The 25452-nt window shown below is 63.0% G+C and carries 23 protein-coding genes; 16 read left to right on the top strand and 7 right to left on the bottom strand.

Translation table 11 applies throughout. The annotated features are described in order from the left end of the window. Window positions 1-8 precede the first annotated feature (8 nt). Entirely contained in the window at window positions 9-623 is a 615-nt protein-coding gene (locus tag CI15_RS32980; protein WP_062137293.1) for a lysozyme inhibitor LprI family protein, read from the top strand. 74 nt (window positions 624-697) lie between these two features. Here CI15_RS32980 and CI15_RS32975 read toward each other — a convergent pair whose 3' ends face one another. The 4 genes from CI15_RS32975 to CI15_RS32960 all read right to left on the bottom strand — a co-directional run bounded on the left by CI15_RS32975 (window position 698) and on the right by CI15_RS32960 (window position 5199). Beyond that, window positions 698-2332, bottom strand: coding sequence for an NADP-dependent glyceraldehyde-3-phosphate dehydrogenase (locus CI15_RS32975; protein ID WP_062137290.1), 1635 nt, complete (start codon window positions 2330-2332; stop codon window positions 698-700). 193 nt (window positions 2333-2525) lie between these two features. Continuing rightward, entirely contained in the window at window positions 2526-4106 is a 1581-nt protein-coding gene (locus tag CI15_RS32970; protein ID WP_062137287.1) for a GMC family oxidoreductase, read from the bottom strand. A gap of 15 nt (window positions 4107-4121) precedes the next feature. After that, on the bottom strand, window positions 4122-4739 hold the full coding sequence (locus CI15_RS32965; protein ID WP_062137285.1) for a twin-arginine translocation signal domain-containing protein: 618 nt from the start codon (window positions 4737-4739) through the stop codon (window positions 4122-4124). A 61-nt stretch (window positions 4740-4800) separates the two neighbouring features. Continuing rightward, window positions 4801-5199 (bottom strand): VOC family protein, encoded by a 399-nt coding sequence (locus CI15_RS32960; RefSeq protein WP_062137281.1) that lies wholly within the window; start codon window positions 5197-5199, stop codon window positions 4801-4803. Between the two features lie 370 nt (window positions 5200-5569). On the opposite strand from CI15_RS32960, the gene CI15_RS32955 reads away from it, so the two are divergent. From CI15_RS32955 to CI15_RS32890, 14 genes are all read left to right on the top strand, one after another. Next, window positions 5570-6613, top strand: coding sequence for an NAD(P)-dependent alcohol dehydrogenase (locus CI15_RS32955; RefSeq protein ID WP_062137278.1), 1044 nt, complete (start codon window positions 5570-5572; stop codon window positions 6611-6613). Window positions 6614-6638: 25 nt separating this feature from the next. Next, window positions 6639-6968: a hypothetical protein gene (locus CI15_RS32950; RefSeq protein ID WP_241496014.1), complete on the top strand. Its 330-nt coding sequence runs from the start codon at window positions 6639-6641 to the stop codon at window positions 6966-6968. Then, window positions 6965-7987 carry a CobW family GTP-binding protein gene (locus CI15_RS32945; RefSeq protein ID WP_062138387.1) on the top strand — a complete coding sequence of 341 codons (1023 nt, stop codon included), beginning with the start codon at window positions 6965-6967 and terminating at the stop codon, window positions 7985-7987. The genes CI15_RS32950 and CI15_RS32945 overlap by 4 nt, the downstream gene beginning before the upstream one ends. Then, complete coding sequence (locus CI15_RS32940) at window positions 7984-9078, top strand: WD40 repeat domain-containing protein (protein WP_062137275.1); 1095 nt, start codon at window positions 7984-7986, stop codon at window positions 9076-9078. Before CI15_RS32945 ends, CI15_RS32940 begins: the two co-directional genes overlap by 4 nt. A gap of 38 nt (window positions 9079-9116) precedes the next feature. Then, complete coding sequence (locus CI15_RS32935) at window positions 9117-9320, top strand: hypothetical protein (protein WP_062137272.1); 204 nt, start codon at window positions 9117-9119, stop codon at window positions 9318-9320. 377 nt (window positions 9321-9697) lie between these two features. After that, window positions 9698-11368: an aromatic/alkene/methane monooxygenase hydroxylase/oxygenase subunit alpha gene (locus tag CI15_RS32930; protein WP_062137270.1), complete on the top strand. Its 1671-nt coding sequence runs from the start codon at window positions 9698-9700 to the stop codon at window positions 11366-11368. 58 nt (window positions 11369-11426) lie between these two features. Beyond that, window positions 11427-12509 (top strand): NADH:ubiquinone reductase (Na(+)-transporting) subunit F, encoded by a 1083-nt coding sequence (locus CI15_RS32925; RefSeq protein ID WP_420915894.1) that lies wholly within the window; start codon window positions 11427-11429, stop codon window positions 12507-12509. A 63-nt stretch (window positions 12510-12572) separates the two neighbouring features. Then, complete coding sequence (locus CI15_RS32920) at window positions 12573-13655, top strand: ferritin family protein (protein WP_062137267.1); 1083 nt, start codon at window positions 12573-12575, stop codon at window positions 13653-13655. Between the two features lie 44 nt (window positions 13656-13699). Further along, on the top strand, window positions 13700-14053 hold the full coding sequence (locus tag CI15_RS32915) for an MmoB/DmpM family protein (RefSeq protein ID WP_062137265.1): 354 nt from the start codon (window positions 13700-13702) through the stop codon (window positions 14051-14053). An 80-nt stretch (window positions 14054-14133) separates the two neighbouring features. Continuing rightward, entirely contained in the window at window positions 14134-15159 is a 1026-nt protein-coding gene (locus tag CI15_RS32910; RefSeq protein WP_062137261.1) for an amidohydrolase family protein, read from the top strand. After that, on the top strand, window positions 15156-15998 hold the full coding sequence (locus CI15_RS32905) for an iron-sulfur cluster assembly protein (RefSeq protein WP_062137258.1): 843 nt from the start codon (window positions 15156-15158) through the stop codon (window positions 15996-15998). Before CI15_RS32910 ends, CI15_RS32905 begins: the two co-directional genes overlap by 4 nt. A 22-nt stretch (window positions 15999-16020) precedes the next feature. Then, complete coding sequence (gene groEL, locus CI15_RS32900; protein ID WP_062137255.1) at window positions 16021-17658, top strand: molecular chaperone GroEL; 1638 nt, start codon at window positions 16021-16023, stop codon at window positions 17656-17658. Window positions 17659-17757: 99 nt separating this feature from the next. Further along, window positions 17758-17964 carry a hypothetical protein gene (locus CI15_RS32895; RefSeq protein WP_062137252.1) on the top strand — a complete coding sequence of 69 codons (207 nt, stop codon included), beginning with the start codon at window positions 17758-17760 and terminating at the stop codon, window positions 17962-17964. A 219-nt stretch (window positions 17965-18183) separates the two neighbouring features. Then, on the top strand, window positions 18184-20175 hold the full coding sequence (locus tag CI15_RS32890) for a sigma-54-dependent Fis family transcriptional regulator (protein WP_062137250.1): 1992 nt from the start codon (window positions 18184-18186) through the stop codon (window positions 20173-20175). On the opposite strand, the gene CI15_RS32885 is transcribed toward CI15_RS32890, so the two are convergent. From CI15_RS32885 to CI15_RS32875, 3 genes are read right to left on the bottom strand one after another with little or no spacing between them, the layout of a single operon-like run. Beyond that, window positions 20136-21659, bottom strand: coding sequence for an efflux transporter outer membrane subunit (locus CI15_RS32885; protein ID WP_241496013.1), 1524 nt, complete (start codon window positions 21657-21659; stop codon window positions 20136-20138). The genes CI15_RS32890 and CI15_RS32885 overlap by 40 nt on opposite strands. 18 nt (window positions 21660-21677) lie before the next feature. Continuing rightward, window positions 21678-23282: a DHA2 family efflux MFS transporter permease subunit gene (locus CI15_RS32880; protein ID WP_062137247.1), complete on the bottom strand. Its 1605-nt coding sequence runs from the start codon at window positions 23280-23282 to the stop codon at window positions 21678-21680. After that, complete coding sequence (locus tag CI15_RS32875; RefSeq protein WP_062137244.1) at window positions 23275-24411, bottom strand: HlyD family secretion protein; 1137 nt, start codon at window positions 24409-24411, stop codon at window positions 23275-23277. Before CI15_RS32875 ends, CI15_RS32880 begins: the two co-directional genes overlap by 8 nt. A gap of 104 nt (window positions 24412-24515) precedes the next feature. Between CI15_RS32875 and CI15_RS32870 the strand changes: the two genes are divergently transcribed. Beyond that, entirely contained in the window at window positions 24516-25232 is a 717-nt protein-coding gene (locus tag CI15_RS32870) for a CerR family C-terminal domain-containing protein (protein WP_062137241.1), read from the top strand. Window positions 25233-25452: the final 220 nt, after the last annotated feature.

Genomic DNA, 25452 nt, shown 5'->3' with positions numbered 1-25452 from the left:
TGATCGCCATGGCGGCGCTGGGTTCCAGCGCGGCATGGGCAACCGACATTCAGTGCGCAACGACGCAGCAGCCGGCTGAGCGTGTCATTTGCGATCACGCGATCCTGAACAACGAGTACGACGATATCTTCGCGCAGCAACAGGCTTTGCTGAGCAGCGGGAAGCTTTCGTCGGCGCAGCTACGCCAGTGGCGGCAGGCGCGCAACGCCTGTATCGATGTGCATTGCGTGGATGGCGTATTTGCGCAGTGGAAGACGATGACCCGGTCGGTCGCCGCGGCTCCTCAGGCGGCCGCGCCTGTCATGGCGGCTTCGGAAACCGCGATGGCGCCTGTCGGTCCCAATCCGGAAGCGCCCCCGGTCGTATCGGCGCCCGAGGTATCGCAGGCGCCCGCGACCGCGCCGACCTCGGGGGCTTCTCTTGTACGCCAAGGCAGTGCCGCCGGTGTGGCGCTTCCGCAGCCGGTCGCGCCGGCGGCTTCCGCGCCCGTCGCTGCATCGACGGCTTCCAGGGGGAGCGAATCCCGCAGTATGAGCGGGATGGGTGGTCTGAGCGGCGGTCTGCTGGCAGCCCTGCTCGTAGCGATCGGAGCCGGGGTGATCTTTGCGCGTCGGCGCCGCTGACACCCCCCGGAAGGGGGCAGCGGTCCAGGCGCGCGCCGAGCCGGATACGCGCAAATCGCACGCTCGCCCGGACATCAAAAGATAAAGCCGGTATTCACGAACTTCGACTGATGGTTCGTCACCATCGAGTCGAGCAGCGTCTTGTTCAGGTCGGTCTCCTTGGCGGCAACCATCGACCGGATCGAGAACGCGCGCAACGCGTCGGTGACCGAGAGCGTGCCTTCCGCGGAGTCCTTGCGGCCGGCAAACGGAAAGACGTCCGGACCCCGCTGGCATTGGCTGTTCAGGTTGACGCGGCACACCTGATTGACGAGCGGGTCGACCAGCGCGCCGATCTGGGCTGGATCGGTGCCGAAAATGCTGACCTGCTGCCCGTGGTCCGACGTGATCACATATTCGAGTGGCGTCTCGATGTCATCGAATGCCATGACCGGAATGATCGGCCCGAACTGCTCCTCACGAAACAGCATCATGCCTTCCTTGACGGGGTACACCACGGCTGGATAGAAAAGGGTTTTGCAGAACACGCCGCCGCCTTCGTTCACGACCTGCGCGCCTTGCTCTTTCGCATCGTCGATCGCCTGAGTCATGTAGGCCGTGCGATGCATGCCGGGCAGCGGCGTAATGGACACACCCTGTTCCCACGGCATGCCGACCTTGAGTTTGCTGAGCGCTGACGTAAAGCGTTCAATGAACGTGTCGACGATCGAGCGGTGCACGATCAGCATCTTGAGCGCGGTGCAACGTTGACCATTGAACGACAAGGTGCCGAGCAGGCACTCCTTGACCGCGAGGTCGATGTCGGCATCAGGCAGCACGATGGCGGCGTTTTTGGCATCGAGGCCGAGAACGGCGCGTAGCCGATGCGACTTCGGGTGCTGCTTTTTCAGATGGTCCGCGACCTTGCTCGACCCGATCAGGGCGAGCACGTCGATCTTTCCCGAAGCGAGCATGTGCGGCACGACGACCGCACCGGGCGCGTAAATCGTGTTGATGACGCCTTTCGGAAAAGCGGAGCGAAATGCCTCGAGCAGTGGAAAGAACAGCAGCGTGCCGTATTGCGGCGGCTTGAACACGACGGTGTTGCCCATCAGCAAGGCCGGAATCAGCGTGGCGAACGTTTCGTTCAGCGGATAGTTGTAAGGCCCCATGCACAGTACGACGCCAAGCGGCGTGCGGCGAATCTGCCCAATCGTGCCCTCGGCGATGACAAAGCGCGAATTGCTGTTGTCCAGCTCCTTCAGCGCCGCAATCGTGTCTTGCATGTAGCTGATGGTGCGGTCGAACTCTTTCTGCGAATCGGCGAGACTCTTGCCGATTTCCCACATGATCAGATTCACGATCTCATGGCGCCTCGCCGCCATGAGACGAATGAAATCCTGCATGCAGCCGATGCGCTGGGCGACCGTCATGGTCGGCCACTCGCCTCGGCCGTGGTCGTAGGCGCGCACGGCCGCGTCCAGCGCGGCATCGCTCTCCGTCTCCCCCATGACCGGATAGCTGCCGATCTCGGCCTGCTCGGCCTCGCCGGATGCCTGTCGCACGCAGACCGGCGATAGCACGGTCTTGCAGGCGCCATCCCACGGCTTCAGTTCGCCATCGATGAGCGAGACACGCTGATGAATCGGCTCGACAAGGCGGGCGCTCTCGGGGATGTCGTCGGGGCCCGGAAACAGTTCCCGCAGATTCTCGAAGTCAATCGTTGCCACGGTTTTCGCTCCTATGTTCGTCACGAGGTCTGGGCGCGCTGCGTCACGTGGGACGCAGCGCACCAACAAGCATAGACCTCGACGATGCCAAGCGAGCGTTTGCCCGAGGGCGGCATGCCCGGGCGTCATCTCCTCCTTGCCAATATTTCTGCTGTTTTTAAGCAGGCACACCACTGAGTCGAACCGCGTGTCATCAGATCGCGTGGCGCTTCATCTGGTTCGCGATGTAATCCGACTGGCGGATCGCGAGCGTGACGATCGTCAGCGTCGGGTTCTCGGCGGCGCCGGTCGTGAACTGGCTGCCGTCCGATATGTACAGGTTGCGCACGTCATGCGTCTGTCCATGCGCGTTGCACACGCCGTCCTCGGGCTTCGCGCTCATCCGGCAGGTGCCGAGGTTGTGCGTCGACGGATAGGGCGGCACCCGGTACACCGACTTCGCCCCCACCGCCTCGTATACCGCTGAGCCCTGCTTGAACGCATGCTCGCGCATGGCCTCGTCGTTCGGATGATCGTCGAAGTGGACGTTCGGGACGGGCTGGCCGTACTGGTCCTTCACGCTGTCGTTGAGGGTCACGCGGTTGTTGGCGCGCGGCATGTCTTCACCGACGATCCACATGCCGGCCGTATTCGCGTACTGGTCCATCGCCTGCGTGAACGTCGGCCCCCAGGCGCCAGGATTCAGGAACGCGGCATAGAACGACAGCCCGAGCGAGACCGTTTCCATGTGATACCCGCCGACGAAGCCGCGCTTCGGATCGTTCTTCGCCTCGTCTTCGATGATGCCGGCCATCGTGGTGCCCTTGTACATGTCGACCTTCTGGTCGAACGTCGCGTAGACGGAGCCCGTCGTATGCCGCATGTAGTTGCGCCCCACCTGTCCCGAGGAGTTGGCGAGACCATCGGCAAACTTGCCTGAATGGGAGTTCAGCAACAGACGCGGCGTCTCGATCGAGTTGCCCGCGACCGCCACGACTCTCGCCTTCTGGCGTTGCAGCTTGCCCTGCGCGTCGTAATAGACGACACCCGTCGCTCTGCCTCGCGCATCGTGCTCGATCCGCACGACATGGGCCTGGGTGCGCAGTTCCAGATGGCCCGTGGCTTGTCCGCGCGGCAACTCGGTATAAAGCGTCGACCACTTGGCGCCGGTGCGGCAGCCCTGAAAGCAGAAGCCGCGCTGGAAGCAGTGACTGCGGTCGTCGCGCACGACGCTGTTGATCGCCATGTGGCCCGTGTTGCATTGTTTGTAGCCGACCTTCATCGCGCCCGCCGACATGACCTTGAAATTGTTGTTGCCGGGAAGGCCAGGCAGCCCGTTGGTGCGGGTGACGCCGAGCTTCTTCTCGGCACGGTCGTAGTACGGGTCGAGTTCCTCGCGCGTGAGCGGCCAGTCGAGCAGCGTGGCGCCTTGAATGTCGCCGTAGGTCGTGCGCGCCTTGAATTCGTGCGGCTGGATTCGCAGGCTCGCGCCGGCCCAGTGCGTCGAGGTGCCGCCCACCGTCTTGCAGATCCACGCGGGCAGGTTCGGAAAGTCCTTGGCGACGCGCCACGTGCCCGAGGTGGTGCGATTGTCCAGCCACGAAAGTAACTGGAACGAGCCCCATTCGTCGGTGACATAGTCGGCCTGCGTGTGCATGGCGCCCGCCTCGAGCACGACGACGTCGATGCCTTTCTGTGCGAGTTCGTTTGCGAGCGTGCCGCCGCCGGCTCCCGAGCCGATGACCACCACCACATTGGCGTCGGTAAGCGCGAAGTGCTTCTGGTTCAGATCCATGATGGTCTCCTGTGCTCAGCTGTCTTTTGGAATCGGACCACTTTGATCGGCCGGCGGATTGGGCAGCCAGGACAGGCTGTTGAATCCCTTGTACAGGTAGCCGCCGTCGCCCTCGGATGCCCCATAGCCGAAGTGCTGATATGCCAACGGGTTGCTGTACAGCGAGACGATGGCGGTACTGCGCACCGTGGCGAAGAAAGGCGTGCCTGCCAGTGCGGCCACATCGCGCGCCTGCGCCGCGCTGTCGCGTTTGGACCAGTCCGAGCCGCCGGCGGTGGCATCGAGCTGTTTGACGCCATCGGCCAGTTGCTGGCGCACGGCGGGATCCTTCTGCGCCTTCCCGTCGAGGTCCTTGACGACGAGCGCGTAGACGGCGTTGTCGAGCGTGTCATGCGGATAGAGCTGGCGCGTGAACGCGAGCAGTACGTCGCCCTGGTGCGTGTCGAGGCCCTGAAGTTCGAGCGCCCACACGCGGCTCGGCGCGAGCATCGCGAGCGTGGACGATAGCGCCAGCGTGCCCGTCAGCACGCCCGTGCCTTTGAGCAGCTCGCGCCGCGTGAGCTTGATACGCATGACGGGATCGACCGCGCGCGCGTCCGGGTCGCGAGCGATCGGAATGATCGTGGGGTTCATCGTTGTCTCCTGTTGTTGGTCTGATGCCAGCATCGAACAAACGCGGTCCTGCTCACGGTCGCTAGCGATAGTGACCGTGCCTTTCCAGCACTTCGATCTTGTAGCCGTCGGGATCCTGAATGAAGAAGTAGCGGGCGATCAGCGTGCCGTCGTCCGCTTTGAATTCGCGCAGGTCGTTCGGTGCGAGGCCCATGTCGAGAAGCCGCTGTCGATCGCTCTTCGCGTCGTCGACGACGAAGGCCACATGACCGTAGCCGTCGCCATGCGAATAGGGCTCGGCACGCCCCTTGTTCCAGGTCAGTTCGATTTCGGTCTCGGCCTCGTCGTTGCGTAAATAGGCGAGCGTGAAGTCGGGGAAGTCGAGCCGGTGCGAGACCGTGAAATTGAAGACTTTCCCGTAGAAGTCCAGCGAGCGCGACAGATCCTGCACCCGAATCATCGTGTGAATGAGCTTGGGCATGCGTTGTCTCCTCCGTCTGCGATATCGGCAACGCGGGCGACTTGCGTTGTGCGCAGTAGCGTCAGTTTAGGCGCGCTAAGCGGGGGCTGGTAATGGCCGGCTAAATAGACGCCGGACTCGCGCTCGTGCCGGGTGGGACGAGGCGGGCAGGGTGTTGCGCAGGTTGCGGCGCAGCAAAGTGGAGGGGGCTTAGGCGCTCCGCTCATCGAAGACCGACGCGTCCCATTTTCAGACAACCTGCGGCGCCTCGGCCTCTTCAAACGTCCGATTTTGCGACAGTGGACCTGCGGATACGCCAGTTTCCGTTTGGCATGGACATTGCCTTATCGGTCCTCGCCGCGTGCAAATACATGAACGGAGGAGACAAAAAGTGAAAGCTGCCGTGCTGCATCAGTACGACGAGTCACTGACTCGCGAAGAATTCGTGCGCTACGAAGAGGTCGACGATCCGAAGATCGTGCGGCCCACCGACGTGATCGTCCGGATCGGCGGCGCGGGAGTGTGCCGCACCGATCTGCACGTCGTGGAAGGCATCTGGCGCAGCAAGGTCGAGGTGGCATTGCCCTACATCATGGGCCATGAAAATGCCGGCTGGGTCGAAGAAGTGGGGCGCGCAGTGGAGAGTGTCAAGGTGGGCGACCCGGTCATCTGTCATCCCCTGGTGACGAGCGGACATTGCCTTGCCTGTCGGCGTGGTGACGATATGCATGCCACGGAGAGCCAGTTTCCCGGCATCAACGCCAACGGCGGCTACGCGCAATATCTGTTGACGGGCGAACGCTCGTTGATCCAGTTGCCGAAATCGCTCGCACCGAAGGACGTCGCGCCCTATACCGACGCCGGCTTGACCGCGTACCGCGCGGCAAAAAAAGCATCGCGCCATTTGCTTCCCGGACAATTCGCCGTCGTGATCGGCGCCGGTGGCTTGGGGCACATCGGGATCCAGGTGCTCAACGCGCTTTGCGCGGCTGAAATTATCGTGGTCGACCGCTCTGAGGTGGCGCTGCAGCTGGCCAAGGAGTGCGGCGCGCATCACACGGTCAAGGGCGACGGCAATGAAGTCGAGCGCGTGCTCGAACTGACGGGCGGCAACGGCGCTGAAGCGGTCATCGATTTCGTTGGCGAAGGTGACGCGGTCGCCAAGGGCCTCGCGATGACGCGCAACGCGGGCTTCTACTACATCGTCGGTTATGGCGGAAAGATCGAGCTCCCGACCATCGACATGATCACCAGCGAGAAGACCATCGTCGGCAATCTGGTCGGCACCTATCCCGAACTCGTGGAACTGATGGCGCTCGCCGACCGTGGCCTCGTCCATCTGGCGACACGGGAATACCGTTTGAGCGAAGCGAACCAGGCGCTCAAGGATCTGCATCACGGCAAGGTCAAAGGCCGCGCGGTCCTGATTCCGTAAAACGCTTCGACGCAACGACCTCAGCGTGGAGATTGCCGTGACTCTGGAGCGCGACGCCGCCTTGCAGTTCGAGCGCATGCGACTGGTCATCGCACTGACCGAAGTCAACTCCCGTCACTTGCGCGCCGAAAGCCGACGCGCGGGCGCGGACATCGAACTGGCGTGGGCACTGGCCGCCGAACAGCGCGATGGCGTCTCACCGGAAGGAACCGCGAATATCGCGCGACTGCGCGAGCGCCTTGACGAGGCCGAGAGCGGGTTGCGCGAGATCGAGTCCGATCGGGAGCGGCTGGCAGACGAACTGCTCCGCCTGGAGAGTCGAGCATCGTCTGGCACACAAGGGGGATGGCAATGAATCGGATTCCCGTTACGGTGCTCACCGGTTTTCTCGGTGCCGGCAAAACCACGCTGCTCAATCGCATTCTGCGCGAGCAGCACGGCCGACGCTATGCGGTGATCGTCAACGAATATGGCGCCATCGGCATCGACGGCGGTCTCGTCGTCGGCGCGGAAGACGAAGTCATCGAATTGAACAATGGCTGTGTCTGCTGCAAGGTGCGCGGCGATCTGATTCGCGTGGTGGCGGCTCTGGTCAAGCGCAAGGACGGTTTCGACGGGATTCTGATCGAAACGTCCGGGCTGGCCGATCCCGCACCGGTCGTGCAAACCTTCTTTATCGATGACGAGATCCGGCAGCGCACCCGGCTCGACAGCGTGATCTGCGTGGCCGACGGCGCCCATCTGCAGGCGCGCCTCGCGGACAGCCGCGAGGCCGCGGAGCAACTCGCGCAGGCCGATATCGTCCTCGTCAACAAGATCGACCTCATCGATGCGGCCGGTCTCGCCGCGGTACAGGACGCCGTGCGGCGCCTCAACCCGACTGCCGAATGCCTGAGCAGCGTGCGCTGCGACATACCGCTTGCCGCGCTGCTCGATCGTGGCGCGTTCGATCTGAAGCGCCTGCGGCTGAGCGCATCGCCGGGCGAGACCAACGACGGCTCACGCGCAGAGCGGACTTACCGCTACGTGCCGCTTGGTGCGGGCGCCGCTGTCAGACAGGCTCACCATACTCACGGCATAGATAGCGTATCGCTGCGCGTCGAGCGGCCGCTCGAACGAACGCGTTTCCTCTCCTGGCTGCAGCAACTGGTGGTCGAGCAGGGGCAGGACCTGCTGCGTGCAAAAGGTATCGTCGACCTTGCGGGATCGGAGCGCCGCTTCGTGTTTCAGGGCGTGCACATGACGATGGATACCGACTTCGACCGGCCCTGGCGAGATGGCGAACGTCGTGACAGCCGCCTTGTGTTCATCGGCCGCAATCTCGACCGGCGCGAGTTGCGCGAGAGCATCAGACATTGCGAGATCGACGCATGAACGCGCCGCACGTTCTGATCGATCTGCTTGGGGCGTGTTGGGAAAGCGACGCGGCCGTCGTCGAAGTCGTTTGGGACAGGTCAGGGCAATGTGCGGGATTCGCGCTCGGCGACGGCACCCTGGCGCTCGCCACCGGTGTCTGGGAGGGCGGTCCTCGACTCGAACCACGCGAGCGCGGCGGCGTCGAGTTCGTGCAGGCGCAAGCGCCGCCGGCGCCGCTCACGCGCTTCGCCGTCCATGAGGGCGCGTGCCTCGCTCTCGCCGCCGATCCCGCGGGCGGATTTCTCAGTGGCGGTGACGATGGCCGTCTCGTCCATCTGCTTCTCGATGGCGCGAGCGAACTGATCGCGCATGAGGCCGGCGCATGGATCGACCGCGTGGCTGCGAGCGAGGCGAGCGGCCGAGCCTATGCGTGCGGCCGCAGGGTGCATTGGCTGGGACCGAAACCTGCCTGCCTGATGCTGCCCGGATCGGCAACTGCCATGGCGTTCGACCCGGCTGGCACTCGACTGGCGATCTCGCATCAAGGCGGCGTCACGCTATGGGCGGCCGACACGCTGCGCGAGCGTCCGCTCAAGTGGCCGGGCTATCACCGCAACGTGGCGTGGAGCCGTGACGGCCGCTATCTCGTGACCGGCATGGAGGAGAACGCACTGCATGGCTGGCGGCTACCCGACGGGGCGGACATTGAAATGGGCGGCTACCCGGGGCAGCCACGCTCGTTGTCGTTCTCCGCTGATGGGCGCTTTCTCGCGACGAGCGGCGGCATGCGTGCGGTGTGCTGGCGCTTCGATCCGCCCGGCGCGAATGAGGAGCCGCATGAATGCGGCTTGGCGAGCAAGACGCCGGTCAGTGTGGTGGCCTGCCATCCGGTTCATCCGCTGATTGCGGTCGGTTATCACAGCGGCGCGGTGTTGCTGTGTCAGCCAGGCAGTAGCGACCTTCTGTTCATCAAGGGTGACGGCAGCAGCCCGGTCAGCGCGATGGCCTGGTCGCCGGACGGTCGGCGGCTTGCGCTGGGCACCGAGGCCGGCGAGCTGGCCCTGGTGTTTTTGCCGGACGAGTTGTTCCGTTTCCGACGCCGCGGATAAACAAGACGTGGTCCCCCACATATCAACCAGAGACAACCATGAACGACGCACAGACTTCCAAAGAGCAGTTCTTCGAGCGACTCGGCGCGGTGGCGGACGAGATGATCGAAGCGTATGGCAAGGACTTCGCGTTGGGCGCACTCATTCTGACGGCACGCTTCGTCGCTGAAGGAAAGGTTCCTGGCGATGCGCCTCGATCCGTGATTCTGACTGCTGAGAGTCAGGGCAGCATCGCCAGATAGAACGTCCCAATATCGGACAGCCTGGTGAAGCGGCGTTGTCGCAGAACAAAACATGGCGCACTGCGAGATTTTTTTGCATCAGCCGGTGCCCTTTACCAGGGCTTGATCTGCATCAAGGAAGTCCGTTTGGCACGCTTATCGCTCTATATGCCCAGGTCAATCCGGAAGCGTTGACGTCAAGAAGCGCAAAACGAAAACAGCAGGAGACGCAATCATCAAGACAGGTCATCGAGGCCTGTCGTCCGATTCGTTCTCCCGAGTTTTTCTGTTGCCGACGAGACGCCCCGCCCGTGTCGTTGACTCTGGCCCAGGCGCTAGCCAGCCCTGCCCGAAGCGTCGCATTGCGACAGTTATCGAAATGGAACTAGGAGAGCTCAATGTCTGATGGATTAACGCTCAACAAGATCACGTCCCAGCGCGGGATCAGTATCGGCGAGGCGGCACGCCGCGTCGCCGATCTCGGCTGGACTCCGAGTTACGTCCAGGAGGCGATGACCTTCCCGACGGATTACAAGATCAGCAAGGCGCCGCGTGACCCGATGAAACAGGTGCTGCGCTCTTATTTTCCGATGCAGGAGGAGAAGGATAACCGCGTCTACGGCGCACTCGACGCGGCATTGCGCGGCGACATGTTCCGCAACGTCGAACCCCGCTGGGTGGAATGGATGAAGTTGTTCCTCGCGATCATTCCGTTCCCCGAGATTTCGGCGGCGCGCTCGATGGCGATGCTCGGCCGGCTCGCACCCGGAGAAGAGCTACGCACCGGCTTCACGATGCAGATGGTCGACGAGTTCCGGCACTCGACGATCCAGATGAACCTGAAAAAGTGGTACATGGAAAACTATATCGACCCGGCCGGGTTCGATATTACGGAAGCCGCGTTCGGCAAGTGCTATGCCACCACGATTGGCCGGCAGTTCGCCGAGGGCTTTCTGACCGGCGATGCGGTCACGGCCGCCAACGTCTTCCTGCAGGTGGTGGCGGAGACCGCATTCACGAATACGCTTTTCGTCGCGATGCCCTCGGAAGCGGCCCGCAACGGCGACTATGCGTTGCCCACGGTGTTCCTTTCCGTGCAGTCGGACGAAAGCCGCCATATCGGCAATGGTCACTCGCTGGTGATGTCGATCATCAACGATCCGGACAACCATCTGCTACTCGAGCGCGACCTGCGCTATGCGTTCTGGCAGAACCACGCGATCGTCGATGCCGCCATTGGCACCTTCATCGAGTACGGCACCACCAATCGCGACAAGAGCAAGGAATCGTACGCGGAGTTGTGGCACCGCTGGATCTACGAGGACTACTACCGCACCTACATGCTGCCGCTCGAGAAGTACGGCATCAAGATTCACCATGACGACGTCGCGGCGGCCTGGGATCGCATCGTCAAGCAGAACTATGTCCACAAGGTCGCGCAGTTCTTCTCGGTCGGCTGGCCCGTCAATTTCTGGCGTATCGAAGCGCAGACCGAGAAAGACTTCGAATGGTTCGAGCACAAGTACCCCGGCTGGTACGCGGAATTCGGCGACTACTGGAAGTGGTACGCGAAGAAGAGCGTGCCGGGCGAAACCAACATGCTGTTCGATCAGGAGAACGGCTATGTGTATCCGCACCGGTGCTGGAGCTGTCTGGTGCCTTGTCTGATTCGGGAAGACTTCGTGGTCGACGAAGTCGACGGCCAACTGTACACGTATTGCTCGGAGCTGTGCCGCTGGACGCATAAGGTGGCGTTTGCCGACGAATACGAAGGCAGGCCGACGCCGGCAATGGGGCGCTTCAGTGGACGCCGTCAATGGGAAGAGTGCTACCACGGCTGGGATCTGGCCGATTGCATCAAGGATCTCGGCTTCGTGCGCAGCGACGGCAACACGCTCGTGCCGCAACCGCATCTGCGCTTCGACGACAGGCAGATGTGGACGCTCGACCATGTGCGGGGCTACACGATCCAGAGCCCGATCGTGCTGCTACGCGGCATGACGCCGGAACAGCGTGAGAAGCACATTGCCGAGTATCGCGCCGGCTTCAAGATCAATCCGGTGAATTGACGCAGCCATTCGCTCCGGTGGCGGGTGGTGCGCCACCGGACGGATCAGGAGCGCAAAGATGAGCGACGTGCAACAGACGAGGCGCGAGATGGCTGACACAGACGACGACAAGATATTCCATACCGTTTTCTTCGAGCCGGTCGGGGTGCAGATGTCGGTGGCCGAAGGCGAGACGGTGCTCGATGCCGCGTTTCGCCAGGGCATCGCGGTGATGCATGGATGCAAGGAGGGGCAGTGCAGTAGTTGCAAGTCACTGCTGGTCGAAGGCGATGTGGAACTCAAGAAGTATTCGACGTTCGCGCTGCCCGACTACGAACGCGAATCGGGGCATATCCTGCTATGCCGCGCACTGGCTTATAGCGATCTGACCGTCGAGTTGCTGAATTACGACGAAGACCTGATGCGCCGCTCGATCGCGGTCACCGAATACGACGCAACGCTCACGAAGATCACGAAGCTTACGCACGATATCAGGCTGCTGGAAGTGAGCCTGTCGAGGCCGTTGCGCTTTTGGGCCGGGCAGTACGTCGACCTGACGATTCCGGGCACCGGCATCACGCGATCGTTTTCGATGGCCAATACGCCGGATGGACAAACGACACTGCAATTCATCATCAAGAAGTATCCCAACGGCGCGTTCTCGTCGCAACTGGACGATGGCCTGCGTCGAGGCGACAGGCTGATCGCGAAGGGGCCGTACGGTACCTGTTTCCGGCGCGAGGACCAGCCCGGTCCGATGGTGCTCGTGGGCGGCGGGTCGGGCATGTCGCCACTGTGGTCGATTCTCAACGATCACGTGCAAAGCGGCGAAGAGCGCCCGATCCGCTTTTTCTACGGCGCACGCAGTCGGCGCGATCTGTTTTATCTCGACGAGTTCGCGGATCTGCAGGACAAACTGCCGGATTTCCGCTTCATACCGGCGCTCTCGAATGCCGAACCGGACGACGGCTGGACCGGTGAGACCGGCTTTATCCACGAAGTAGTCGGCCGCACGTTGCGCGAGGAAGCGCTCGCGGGTGAGATCGACGCTTACGCCTGCGGTCCCACTCCGATGATCGAGGCAGTGATGCCGGTTCTTCAGATGGCCGGCGTCGCGCCCGAGCGACTTTATTTCGACAAGTTTACTCAGGCGGTTCGCTGAGCGGTTCTCGCACGACAGCACCTGTTCGTAGTGTCTATAACCGAAACACGAAGGAGGACTAACATGAGTACCTTGGCAGAGCAGTCGCCAGTGAAGTCGGGTGCGGCCGGCGCGGCCCAGTTTGCCGGCTGGGACAGTCGCAAGTACAACTACTTCGAGCCGAAGGGACGCAAGGCGAGTCACTACGAAGACATGACCGTGGATGTGCAGCCTGATCCGAACCGGTATCTGCTGCAAGACTGGATTCTTTCGTTCGCTGACGGTACGCCGACGTATTCGCAAACCTGGACGGCGGCCAAATGCTCGGACTGGCACAAGTTCCGCGCCGTCGACGAAGAGTGGGAGCGTACGCATTACCAGCGTCAATCGACCATCGTCGGCATGATCACGGGCGCGATCCAGAATGCGCGGCGCTCGGGCGCGGTGAAACGCTTCGACAAGACGTGGATCAAGGTGCTAGAAGCGCACCTGGGCGCGTACAAGCATGCGGAGTTCGGTCTGGGCACCGCCACGATGCATGCGCAGCGCTACGGCTACACCCAGATGATCAATAGCGCGATCCTCACGAACGCCTCCTACAAGCTGCGCTTTGCTCAGGACCTGACGCTCTACCTGGGCGAGATCGCCTTGGATCTGCCCAATCTCGACCTCGATGCCGGCAAGCAGCACTGGCTGACCGATCCCATCTGGCAGGACACGCGGCGGGCGGTGGAAACCATCGGCGGCGCCACCGATTTTCTCGAGAAGTACTTCGCGGTGAATATCGTATTCGAGCCGCTCGTCGCGGATCTGTTTCGCAGCGGCTTCGTCATGCAGGTCGCCGCCGCGCAAAACGATTTTCTGACGCCGACAGTCGTGTCCGCGGCGGAGGGCGACTACGAGCGCAACCTGGCCAATGCCGTCGAGCTGTTCCATATGCTCGCCAACGACCCGCAGCACGGCGAGGCCAATCGCAAGCTGTTTGGCGAATGGCTCGAAAAGCACGGTGCTCTGGCTGCGGCCGCGGCCAAGCAGCTACAGCCGATCTGGTCGATTCCGCATGTGAAGACGGCCCAGTTCAATGACAGTCTGAACAGCTCGATAGAACGGGCGGAGATGATCGCCCGGGAGATCGGCGTTCACTTTCCTTCGTCGATCCGCGCCTGAGTGCCGCTCGAACCATTCGAACCAACCGCGCAGAGGAGTACGCAATGTCAGTGCATACCGACAACATCTTCAAGTCGATGAAGGACGTTCGCTTCGAACAGACCATCTCGCACCAATGCGGCGTGACGATGAACGACAGCGTCGAGGCCCGGGCGATTGCCGAACTGATGTCCACCAAGCCCGGCATCACGGTGACCTATCTGCCCGCCATGATCCGCATCGACGGGCAGGGCAAGATCGAGTTCAAGATGGGCGAAATCAGCGAAGTGCTGGGCCGCGAGATGACGCCGCATCTATTCGAGATCTCCACCTCGACCCACTACGGGCGAATGGTGATGATCGACGACGAGACGGTCGTGCTGTTCGGCAACATGGATGATGCGATGGCTTACGAATGACCTTCCCCCCAATAGCTAAACATGCGGCCGGCTTGCCGCAACGGCGGCGGGCCGCTCGTGCAACCAAGGAGACGAATGCCATGTATCGAACCACGGACGGTGAAGAGATTTTCATCATCGACGGTCACGTCCATCTATGGGACGGCAGCAAGGCCAACCTTAAGAACGTGCACGGCCAGCAATTCATCGACTGCTTCTACGCCTATCACTCGAACCTGAGTCCGAAGGAGTATTTGTGGCCCAAGGAGAAGTTCGACAAGTACGGCGAAGAAGCGATGTACAACGACCTGTTCGTCACCGGTTACGACGACATGGCGATCTGTCAGCCAACTTATCTGACGGACTTCTACAAGAACGGCTTCAACACGACCGAGGCCAACTACGTGTTGAAGACGAAGTATCCGCATCGCTTCATCGTCAATGGCGCGTTCGATCCACGCGATGGGGAAGCGGGGCTCGACCGTCTCGAGGAGCTTGCGTCGCTCTACAAGATTCAGGGCGTCAAGCTTTACACGGCGGAATGGCGCGGCGACAGCAAGGGCTACAAGCTGTCGGACCCGAGCGTGCAACGCTATTTCGAGCGCTGCGAGAAGCTTGGCATCAAGAACATCCATGTTCACAAGGGGCCGACGATTCTGCCGCTCAATCGCGATGCGTTCGACGTGGCCGATATCGACGACGCTGCGACCAGCTTCCAGAACCTGAATTTCATCGTCGAGCACTGCGGATTGCCGCGCCTCGACGACTTCTGCTGGATCGCGACCCAGGAGACGAATGTCTACGGCGGGCTTGCGGTAGTGCTGCCGTTCATCCACACGCGGCCAGAGTACTTCGCGCACGTGATCTCGGAACTGCTGTTCTGGATCGGTGAGGACAAGATCCTGTACGGCAGCGATTACGCCATCTGGTCGCCGAAATGGCTGATCGAAAAGTTCATGGCCTTCGAATTGCCCGAGTCGGTCAGCAAGGAAACCGGCGTGCAGTTGTCGTTGACGGCCAAGAAGAAGATCCTGGGGCTCAACGCGGCGCGACTGTATGGCATCGACATCGAGGCGCAAAAGGCGTTGCTGAAAGACGTCCAGCAACCGGCCGCGGTCGGTGCATGAGCACCGCGCACGCTGTGCAGGCGCGGCCCGGATGCGTGGCGAAGGGCGAGTCGGGCCGGGTCGGCGAGGTCTGGTCCCGGCTCGAGACCGTGGACGACCCGGAGCTCGACGAGTCGGTGACGGAGCTGGGTTTCGTCACCGCGGTGGAGGTCGAAGGCGGTGGCGTATCGATCGGCTTCCGCTTGCCGACCTACTGGTGCGCGGCCAACTTCGCCTACCTGATGGCGGACGACATGCGACGGGCAATAGCGGTCTTGCCGTGGGTCACGACCATCACGATCACGCTCGACGAGCACATGTATGCCGCCGAGATCAATCGGGGTGTCGCGGCTGGCAGGTCGTTCCAGCAGACCTTCGGCAGCGAGGCCAATGGCGAGGTCGAGGACGTACGGCGCATTTTTCTCGTCAAGGCGTTTCAACGTCGCCAGGAGGCACTCCTGAGCTGGCTATTGGCCCAGGGCTGCGAGCCCGCGAGGCTGGTGCGACTGAGCATGACGCAACTGTCGGCGCTGGCAGGTGAGAGCACGGACGACGAAAAGACCCGGCGGCTGGTCGCGCGATATGGCGAGCGGCGTTCTGTCGTGGGGCACGCCGACGAAGCAGCGCAGGATGAACTGGCTTTTGTCGACACGGAAGGTGGCCAGCTGAATCCGGACGAACTCGGTGCATACCTGCGCGCGTTGCGAAGAGTCGGCGTCAATGCCGAGTTCAACGGCGCGCTATGCCGCGGTCTTCTTGCCGCACGCTATGGCGAAAGCAGCGCCTGCGCGCCGGCGGTCGAGATCAAACCGGTGCACTTCGTCCACAGCAGCAGAGCTAAAAAGAGCAATCAGACCTAATCGGATCAGGAGACACAGGATCATGCCGAATATCATGCTGCATGACGACGAGGCCCGCATGGCGCTCGGTCGAGGCATCGCGAAACTGGCGAGAGCGGTGCGAGGCACGCTCGGCCCACGCGGAATGAACGCGATCATCGACCGGCCGATCGGCTCGCCGATCATCTCGCGCGACGGTGTCAGCATTGCCAGTGAGATCGAACTCGAAGATCCCTTCGAGAATATCGGCGCGCAGGTCGTGCGCGAAGTATCGAGGCAGACCAACGAAGTAGCCGGCGATGGCACGACCACCGCGACGGTGCTGGCCGACGCGCTGGTCCAGGACGGTCTCGCCTGCCTCGCGCAGGGCGCCAATCCGGTCGAACTGGTGCAAGGCCTGGAACTGGCCGTCAACGAGGCAATCGACGCGCTCAAGCGCGCCGCGACGCCGTTGCGCAGCAGTGACGAAGTGCGCGCCGTGGCGGTGGTGGCAGCCAACGACGAGTTCACCGGCAAGCTGGTGGCCGAAGCATTGGAGCGGGTGGGCGCCGACGGGATCGTCGACGTGGAATACGGCACCACCGTCGAAACCCGTCTGGAAGTGGTGGACGGGATGGCTTTCGATCGTGGCTACCTCTCTCACCACATGGTGACCGACATCGAGCGGATGCAGGTGGTGCTCGACAACCCGCTGATTCTGATGACCGATCAGCGGCTGCAGTCGCAGGAAGAAGTGGCGGCGCTTCAGGCGCTGGCGGCGCGCAGCAAACGGCCGCTGCTGATCATCGCCGAAGAGGTCGCGCCGGCTTGCGTCATGACGCTGCTCGCGTGGCGCGACAACGGCGGCATGCCCGTGGCGGCGATTCATCCGCCGGAGTACGGACATTGGCGCAAGGCGATGCTCGAGGACATCGCGATCGTGACCGGTGGCAAGGTCGTTGCCCGCGATCTGGGCGGCAAGCTGGAAGCCACTGAATTGCGCGATCTCGGCAGCGCGCGCCAGGTCCGCATCTCGTCGAATCAGACCATCATCACGGCGGGCGGCGGCGATCCGGCGGCGGTGGCGGCGCGCCGTCAACAGGTGGCGCGGCAGTACGAGATGGCGCCGGAGAACGTCGAGCGCGACAAGTTTCAGGTGCGCCTTGCAAAACTGTCGGGCGGCACGGCGCTGATTCTCGCGGGTGGCGCGACGCCGGTGGAACAGAAGCGTCGGCTTCATCTGATCGACGATGCGATTCACGCGGCGCGCGCGGCGATTGCCGAAGGCGTCGTGCCGGGCGGTGGCATGGCCTTGTTGCGGGTCTCATCCGAACTGGAGGGCGTCATCGCCCGTCATCAGGGCAGTGTGCAGCAAGGCGCGCGGCTCTTGCAGGGTGCCCTGGCGAAGCCGCTCTTTCACATCGCGACGAATTGCGGACTCGACGGCATGGCCATCGTCAGCGAAGCGATGCGGGCAAAACCCGGCATGGGTCTCGACGCACGTCGCGGCGCGTTCGTGAACCTCGCTGAAGCAGGCATCATCGATCCGGTCAAGGTCAGTTACAGCGCGGTGCGCAATGCGGCCTCGGTGGCAGGGCTGATTCTCACCACCCAGACGCTGATCGCCAAAAAACCGGAGACGATTGATCCGACCGCCGGAGCGGCGCTGGGCGCAGGCGCCGAACGGCTCGGCCGGGCCTAGGCGCGTGAGAGCGAGATAGCCGGTCTCCGTATCCGGGGGCCGGCACAGCGAGGCCGCCTCCGGCACGAACCGGGCGGCCGCAGGTTGAGGAGATGAACGATGGCTACAGGAACGGAGCGCCATCTCGGCGCGGCCGCGATGACAGTCCGGCGTCTTCGCGCGACACCTTCGACGCGCCTGCTCAAAACCACCGTGGGCTTCGGCATCACGCTAAGCGGGCTGTCGATTCTGGTTACCGAGGTCAGCGCGACGATCGCTCCGCTTTTGCACAGCGTCGCCGGTGTGATCATGAAGGCAATTGTGTGACCGAGCATACGAACCGTGTTTCCCCCAAAAGACTTGTCGAAGCGCCAGGCATATACTGGCGGGCGCCTTAGCAGCTGGGTGTAAAAAAATAGAAAACAGCGAACCACGCCCAGCCGTCGCAATCTAGCTAGTCACGACGAAACCAGCCGCAGAGCCCGGTTCCGCGTTAACCCATCGCCCAGGAGGACAGTTGTGGCGAGGAGACATCAGCTTGGCAGCATGTTGGGTCTAGGTAACCAGGCCGCGATACGTGGCATCGTCGCGAATGCGCAGCGCGCGAACCTCAGTCATTCCGACCGGGGCACGATGCTCGCGTGGGAACGTTTTCTGGCCGGCGAGCCATCCACGGCCGCTCCGCCCGCACTGATCGACTCATGGCAACGCAGCTTGCGTTCGGGCGTGAGTCCCACCGCGGTCTCGGCACCGATCGCGGTACACGGGGATGAAGTGGCGGCGCTGCTGTGGCGCCATCGCGAGTTGCTGGCTGCATCCGAGCGCCTCTTCACGGTGACGGCCGACCTTTTCGCTGATTCACATTCGATCCTGCTGCTCACGAACCAGGACGGAGTCATCCTGAAAGCGGCCGGCGATTTGCGCACGCAGGCGGCGGGCGAAAAAATCCATTTGACGATTGGCGGCGACTGGGGCGAAGGCAGGGCCGGCACCAACGGTATCGGCACCGCGCTCGCCACCCGCGAGCCGACCTATATCCATGCCTCCGAGCACTTCTGTGAAGGAATCAAGTCATGGAGTTGCGCGGCAGCGCCGATCTGCGAGCCGGGCACCGGCGCGGTGATCGGTGTGCTCGACATCTCCGGACCACCTTCCACTTATCAGATCAACAACCTCACGTTGGCCGTGACCGCCGCGCGCCAGATCGAAATGGTGCTCGCCGAGCAGGCCGCTCGCGAGCATATGCGTTTGCTGGCCTTCTGCCTGCAGCGGATGTCGTCTTCGGACGCAGCCGGGATGGTTGCCATCGACCGCAGTGGCCGGCTCGTTCACACCACGGGCCGAGTCAGTTTGCCGGTCGGTATCGGCGAGCGTTTCCCGGGCATGGGCGCGACCTCGGCGGTGGAGGACTGGGCGCAGCATTTGCCCGAGGGCCTGAGCGCCGAATGGTTCAACCCCGTCGTCGTCGACGGCAGCACGATCGGGGCGATGCTGGTGGTGCCCACCCGAACCCGGCCCGTGCATGTGCGCAGCGCGGAGCGCCACGGCGAGGCGGACCCGCAGCGCAACCGCTTCGCGCAAATCCTCGGGCAGAGTTCCGTGATGCTGGCCGCCATCAATCGCGGCCGCCAGCTTGCCAGGCGACGCGTACCGGTGTTGATCGAAGGTGAAACGGGCGTCGGCAAAGAACTGTTCGCTCGCGCGATCCACGGTGAAGAGGCCGGCGACAGCCCGTTCGTCGCATACAACTGCGGAGCGGCATCGAAAGAACTGATTGCCAGCGAGTTGTTCGGTCACGTGCGTGGCGCCTTTACCGGCGCGACAACGGAAGGGCGCGCGGGCCGTTTCGAGTTGGCGCATGGCGGCACGCTTTGTCTCGACGAGATCGGCGAGATGCCGCTCGAACTGCAACCCGTTCTATTGCGTGTTCTGGAAGAGGGCATCATGTACCGGCTTGGCGACACCCAGCCGCGCCGCGTCGACGTGCGTCTGCTGGCGATGACCAACCGCAATCTGCGCGAAGAGGTCGAGTCCGGTCGCTTTCGACGCGATCTGTACTATCGGATCAGTGTGACGCGTATACGCATTCCGCCGCTGCGCGAACGGGACATCGACATCGATCTGCTGGTCGAGCACTTCAACCGTAAGCTGGCCTTGCGCCACGGCGTTCCCGAGCGACAATTGAGCGCGGAAATCATGGCGCTGCTGCGTGCCTATTCGTGGCCCGGCAATGTCAGGGAAATGCGCAACGTGATCGAGAACATGCTGTTGACCTCGAGCGAACCCGCGGTTTCCCTCGACGATCTGCCTGCCGAGTTGCTCGACGAAGTCTCGACCTCGAAGGTCATACCGTCGCCGCGCGACGACGGGGCCAGTCTCGAGGCAACGGAACGTTTAGCCATCGCACGCGCCGTGCACCATACCCACGGCAACCTGACGCAGGCCGCACGCGACCTCGGCGTCTCGCGAAGCACGCTCTATCGCAAGATCGAGCTTTATCAGCTCGAAGGTCTCGTCAAACCAGGGGCCGGCGATTGACTGGTCGTCGCGCCGTCGTCATACCGGCTCCAACCGAGCCCAAGGCTCTTTTGCAGCGAGACGAAATCCTTCAGCAGTTCAGCCTGACCGGACACGACGTCCTGCTGCGCGGCAAATTCCGTGCGCTGCGTGTCGAGCAGATCGATGAGGCTCGTGGTACCGGCACGGTACCGCTGGCGCGTCAGGTCCGCCGAACGCACGGCCGAGGCCTGGACCTTCTGCAACGTTGCCAGATGTTCGCGTTGATGACCGAATCGCGACAGGCCGTCGTTGGCATCCTGTAGGGCGGCGAGGACTGACTTCTCGTATTTGGCGATCGCCTCGTCGCGGGAAGCCTCGGCACCGTGCACCGCACCGAGCGTGCGACCGAAGTCGAACACGTTCCATGACAGATACGGTGCGCCAAGCCACGTCGCATTCGCCTTGCGAAACAGATGCCCCGGGTCCCCGGCCGAAAAGCTGATATCGCCATACAGTGTCAGCTTCGGGAAGAAATCAGCGATGTGCTCGCCGATCTGCGCGTTGCTCGACGCGAGGCGGCGCTCGGCGGCGCGAATGTCGGGGCGTTGCGAGAGCATCGTCGTGGGGTCGCTTACCTGCACGCCGGCGGGCATCGTCGGCAAAGCGCCTGATTCGGCCAGTTCCGCATCGAGCGCGCCGGGTGCCTTGCCGGTCAGCACCGCGAGCTGATCGAGCGAAATCTCCACCTGGGCGGCGAGCGGCGTCAGCGTCGAGCGCGTGGTCTCGACCTGGGTGGTCAGGCGCTCGACATCGACCTCGGCTGCCGTGCCGCCCGCGCGGCGCTGTTCGGTGAGCGCCAGCATCTGCTGCTGCAGATCGGCGGTGCGCTGTGCAATCTTGAGACGCTGCTGCTGATCGCGCAGGCCGATGTATGCCTGAGCGACCTCGGCTGCCAGTGAGACCTGGGTATCGGCAAGGTCGGCGTCAACGGCTTCGGATTGTGCGGTAGCCGCTTCGATCGCGCGACGCGTGCCGCCGAACAGATCGATTTCCCAGGATGCGTCGAAGCCTGCCGTATAGAGTTGCAGCGGTCCACGACCGGACGAACCCGTGCTGGAACCTGACGAGGACAGGGCGCTCAGATCGGGCTGGCGCAAGCGCACCGCGGCAGCGTCGGCGGAAAGCTTCGGCAGCTCCGCAGCGCGTTGCTGTTGCAATTGCGCACGCGATGCACGCAGGCGGGCCTGCGCCGCGCGCAGGTCGGGATTGTGCGCGAGCGCCGCTGCGATCAGCGTATTCAACTGCGGGTCGTCGAGCGCGAGCCACCATTGGCTTGGCGCGGGAGCGGTCGTCACGAACCCTTGCGCGGGCGTGCGAACGAACGTCGCGGCGCTCGCCGCTTCGGGCGCGACTGCCGGGGCGCCACGATAGTCGGGACCTACCGTGCAGGCTGCGAGCAGAGCGGTTGCGCCGGCGACCGCGAGCGTGCAGAGCGTGGGGCGAAGAGAGCGGAGTGCGGTCATGTTCAAGCCGTAAAAACTTCAGTGACCCGCGGCCGACGCAGGTGCGCCCGGCTGCGGCTTCTTGAGCAGGAAAGCGAGCGGAATGCATGCAAGCAGTGCGACGCCCAGCAGCCAGAAGGTTTCGGAATAGGTGATGACGGTCGACTGGACCTGGATCTGTTCGGCAAGCTGGCCGAGCGCCTGGATCTTCGCGTACGCCATGTCGCCGGTCTGGGCGAAGAAGCTGGCTGCGCTTTCCGCGATGCGTTGCTGGCCTTTCAGCGAATTGCTCGTGATCGATTCGCGCAGCACGGCCGTGTGAAACGTCTCGCGCCGGTCGATCAGCGTGCCGATGATGGCAAGACCCACCGAGCCGCCGAGGTTGCGGGCCATGTTGTAGAGGCCGGCCGCATCGCCCGATTCCTCGCGCGAGACCGCGGCCATGGCGGCCTGATTCAGCGGCATCATCGCGAGAATCTGGCCGACGCCACGCAGCAACTGCGACCAGGTGAAATCGTCACCGACGCTCTGCGCAGTGAGCGTAGTGTCGAGCATGCAGCTCCATGCGAACACGATCAGTCCGACGATCACGAGCGCGCGGCTGTCGACCTTGCCCAGCAGGCGCGGCAAGATCGGCATCGTCATGATGGCGGGAAGACCGGAAAGCAGCATCACCATGCCAGACTGTTGCGCGTTGTAGCCGGCCACCTGGCTGAGGAACTGAGGCAAAAGGTACGAGATGCCGTACAGCCCCGCACCGACGATGAACACGATGATGTTGACGCTCGCAAAGCTGCCATTGCGCATCAGCGACAAACGCAGAATGGGCTTTTTGGCGGTCAGCTGCGAGATGGCGATCAACGCCATGCCGAACAGGGACACGCAGGTCAACGTGATGATCATCTGCGATTCGAACCAGCGTTCGCGCTGGCCTTCCTCGAGCACCACCGTCAGCGAACTCAGGCCGATGGCGAGCCCGATGATCCCCAGCCAGTCCGCCTTCAGAAACGCTTCCCAGTGGGGCCTGTCGGGTTCGAGTCCGGCAAGCAGCAGCGTGATCAGCGCAATGCAGACCGGCAGGTTGACGAAGAAGCACCAGCTCCAGCTGATGTTCTCCGCGAGCCAGCCGCCGACCACTGGGCCGAACAATGGGCCCAGCAGCGCGGTGAGGCCGAACACGGTCATGCCCACCGGCAATTGGGACGGGGGCAAACGGGTGCGGATGATGGTCTGCGCGGTCGGGATCATCGCGCCGCCGGTAAAGCCTTGACCGATACGGCCGGCGATCATGACGCCGAGCGAACTCGACCAGCCGCACATCATCGAGAAGCCGATGAACAACGTCGAATTCGCGAGCAGGAAATTACGCAGTCCGAACACGCGCGTGAGCCACGCGGCGAGCGGGATCATCACGATCTCGGACATCAGATAGCCCGTGGAAATCCACGTGCCTTCCGTGCCGGTTGCGCCGATCTCGCCTGTGATCTGCGGCAGTGCCGAGTTCGTGATGGAGATGTCGAGCGTGGCGATCAGCGCGCCAAGCGCGCCTGCCGCCACCGCGATCCAGTCCGACGCGCTGGCGCGCTCGCCATGCGGATGCGCTGGCGCTGCCCGCGCGGCGGATGCGGCCGTGGCATCACTCACGATGGTTCTCGGCCTCGATGCGACGATCGTCGTCGCGTGAAGAGCGGGTATCCACGCGGGCGGTGACCGACATGCCGGGCAGCAGCACCTTATGCGTTTCCGGTCCGGTTTCGAGGTGAATGCGTACCGGTACGCGCTGAACGATCTTGGTGAAGTTGCCGGTCGCGTTTTCCGCTGGCAACAATGCGAATTGCGACCCCGTGCCCGGCGCGAAGCTATCGACGACGCCGTGCAGCGTGTGACCGGACAACGCATCGACGGAGATCTCGACGGGCTGGCCGACTCGCATCCGGCCGATCTGCGTTTCCTTGAAATTCGCGGTGAGGTAAGTGTCCTGCACCGGCACGACCGAGAGCATGCGGGTGCCCGGCTGCACGAACTGGCCGACGCGCACCGAGCGGTCGCCGACCCGACCGGCGATGGAGCTTCGGATGACCGTGTGTTCGAGATCGAGTTGCGACTGCGCGGCGCTCGCCCGCGCCGCTTCGAGCTGGGCGTGCGCCTGGGTGAGTTGGGCCGTCAATGCGCCGATCTGCGAGCGCGCTGACTCGAGCGCGGCGTGGTCTGCGGCGACGGTCGCCTGCGCCTGATCGCGATTGCTTTTGAGTTCGGAAAGATGCTCGGTCGTCTCGGCACCCGATGCAGCAAGCGGCGTGTAGCGCGCGACTTCGTCTTGCGCATGCCGAAGACTCACGCGAGCCACCTCCTCCTGAGCGACGGCTTGCGCGATGTTGGCCCGCTGCTGCGTGAGCAGCGCTTGCGCGTGCTCGATGTCGGCGTTGCGCGCACCGATTGTCGCATTCGACTGATCGAGCGCCGCCTGATACTGGCGAGTGTCGAGCCGCACCAGCGGCTGACCGATCTGCACGGTCTGATTGTCGGCGACAAAAACATCGGTCACATAGCCGCTCACCTTCGGCGCGACGGTCACGCTGTCTGCCGTCAGATAAGCATCGTCCGTGCTTTCAATGAAACGTCCGACGAGCCACCAATGACCCACATAGATTGCCCCACCGATGAGCGCCACGAGCGCGAGCCCGAATGCGATAAGGCGCTTTCTGTTCCGGGTTTGGGCGGGCTGCGCTTCGCCGCGGGCCTCACGCCCGGGCGCCCCTGCTGTCGTCGACATGTGTTTGGAAAATCCCAATTTATTCCGAGTGGACGAATTATTTCATTCGGAATAATTCTGTCAAGTGCTATATTTTTTCAAAACCTAACCTCACGCACTCTCTTATGAGCGAATCCCGACGACCCCGCCGTTCGACTGAAAGCGGCTATGCATGCGGCGACGAGACACGCAGCAAGATCATCGACGCCGCGATCTATCTGTTTGGGCAGCATGGATTCGCGGGGGCCTCCACACGCGACATCGCGATGCGCGCCGGTGTGAACGCACCCGCGTTGCAGTACTACTTCGACAACAAGGAAGGGGTCTATCGCGCCTGTGTGGAAACCATTGCCGATGAGGCTTTGCAGACGCTCGGTCCGGCGCTGTCGCAAGCGCGGCAACTGCTCGAACGCGACGTGCCGGTGCGGGCGCTGATCGATGCGTATATCGATCTGCAGTGCACGATCGCCGACCTGATGTTCATGAAGGGGCGTGAGACGGACAGGCGACTCTTCTTTGCCCGGGAGCAGGCGGGCGGCGAACCGGCGATAGGCTCGCAGATCCTGCGGGAGCGCTTGCGCGCGCCGATGAATAAAGTCAGCGCCGCGTTGCTTGCCCGCATTACGGGCAGGTCCGAACAGGATCCGGTGACCGTCGTCAGGATGTTCAGCCTGGTTGGACAGTTTCTCGCGTTCCATACCGCTCGCGAATCGATGTTGTCGCTGCTCGGCTGGAGCGATATCGACGGTGAGAACGCCGAGTTCGTGAAGGCCAACGTGAGTGCGCAAACTCGCACGCTTCTCGAAGCGTGGCACCGCGAGGATAAAAGCGCGCGCCGCTGACACACGTGAAGGCGTGTTCGTTTTTCTGATGAGTTTTGCAAACGAAAACTGTCGTGAACATGCGATGAATTCTGTTCCGGCCGCGCCGCGGTGGTAGAAATCGGATTCCCCTGGTTCTCACCGTGAGTTCCGCCTTCCCTGGCGTTGCAGTGCGCGCTCAAGCGCTTCGTGGGTCGGGCTTTGAACCGGCGTGTCGCACGCCGCTATCGGCGATCCGCAG

This window comes from Paraburkholderia monticola (assembly GCF_001580545.1).
In the GTDB taxonomy this organism is placed as follows: domain Bacteria; phylum Pseudomonadota; class Gammaproteobacteria; order Burkholderiales; family Burkholderiaceae; genus Paraburkholderia; species Paraburkholderia monticola.
This window is presented reverse-complemented; position numbering and strand designations above follow the sequence as displayed.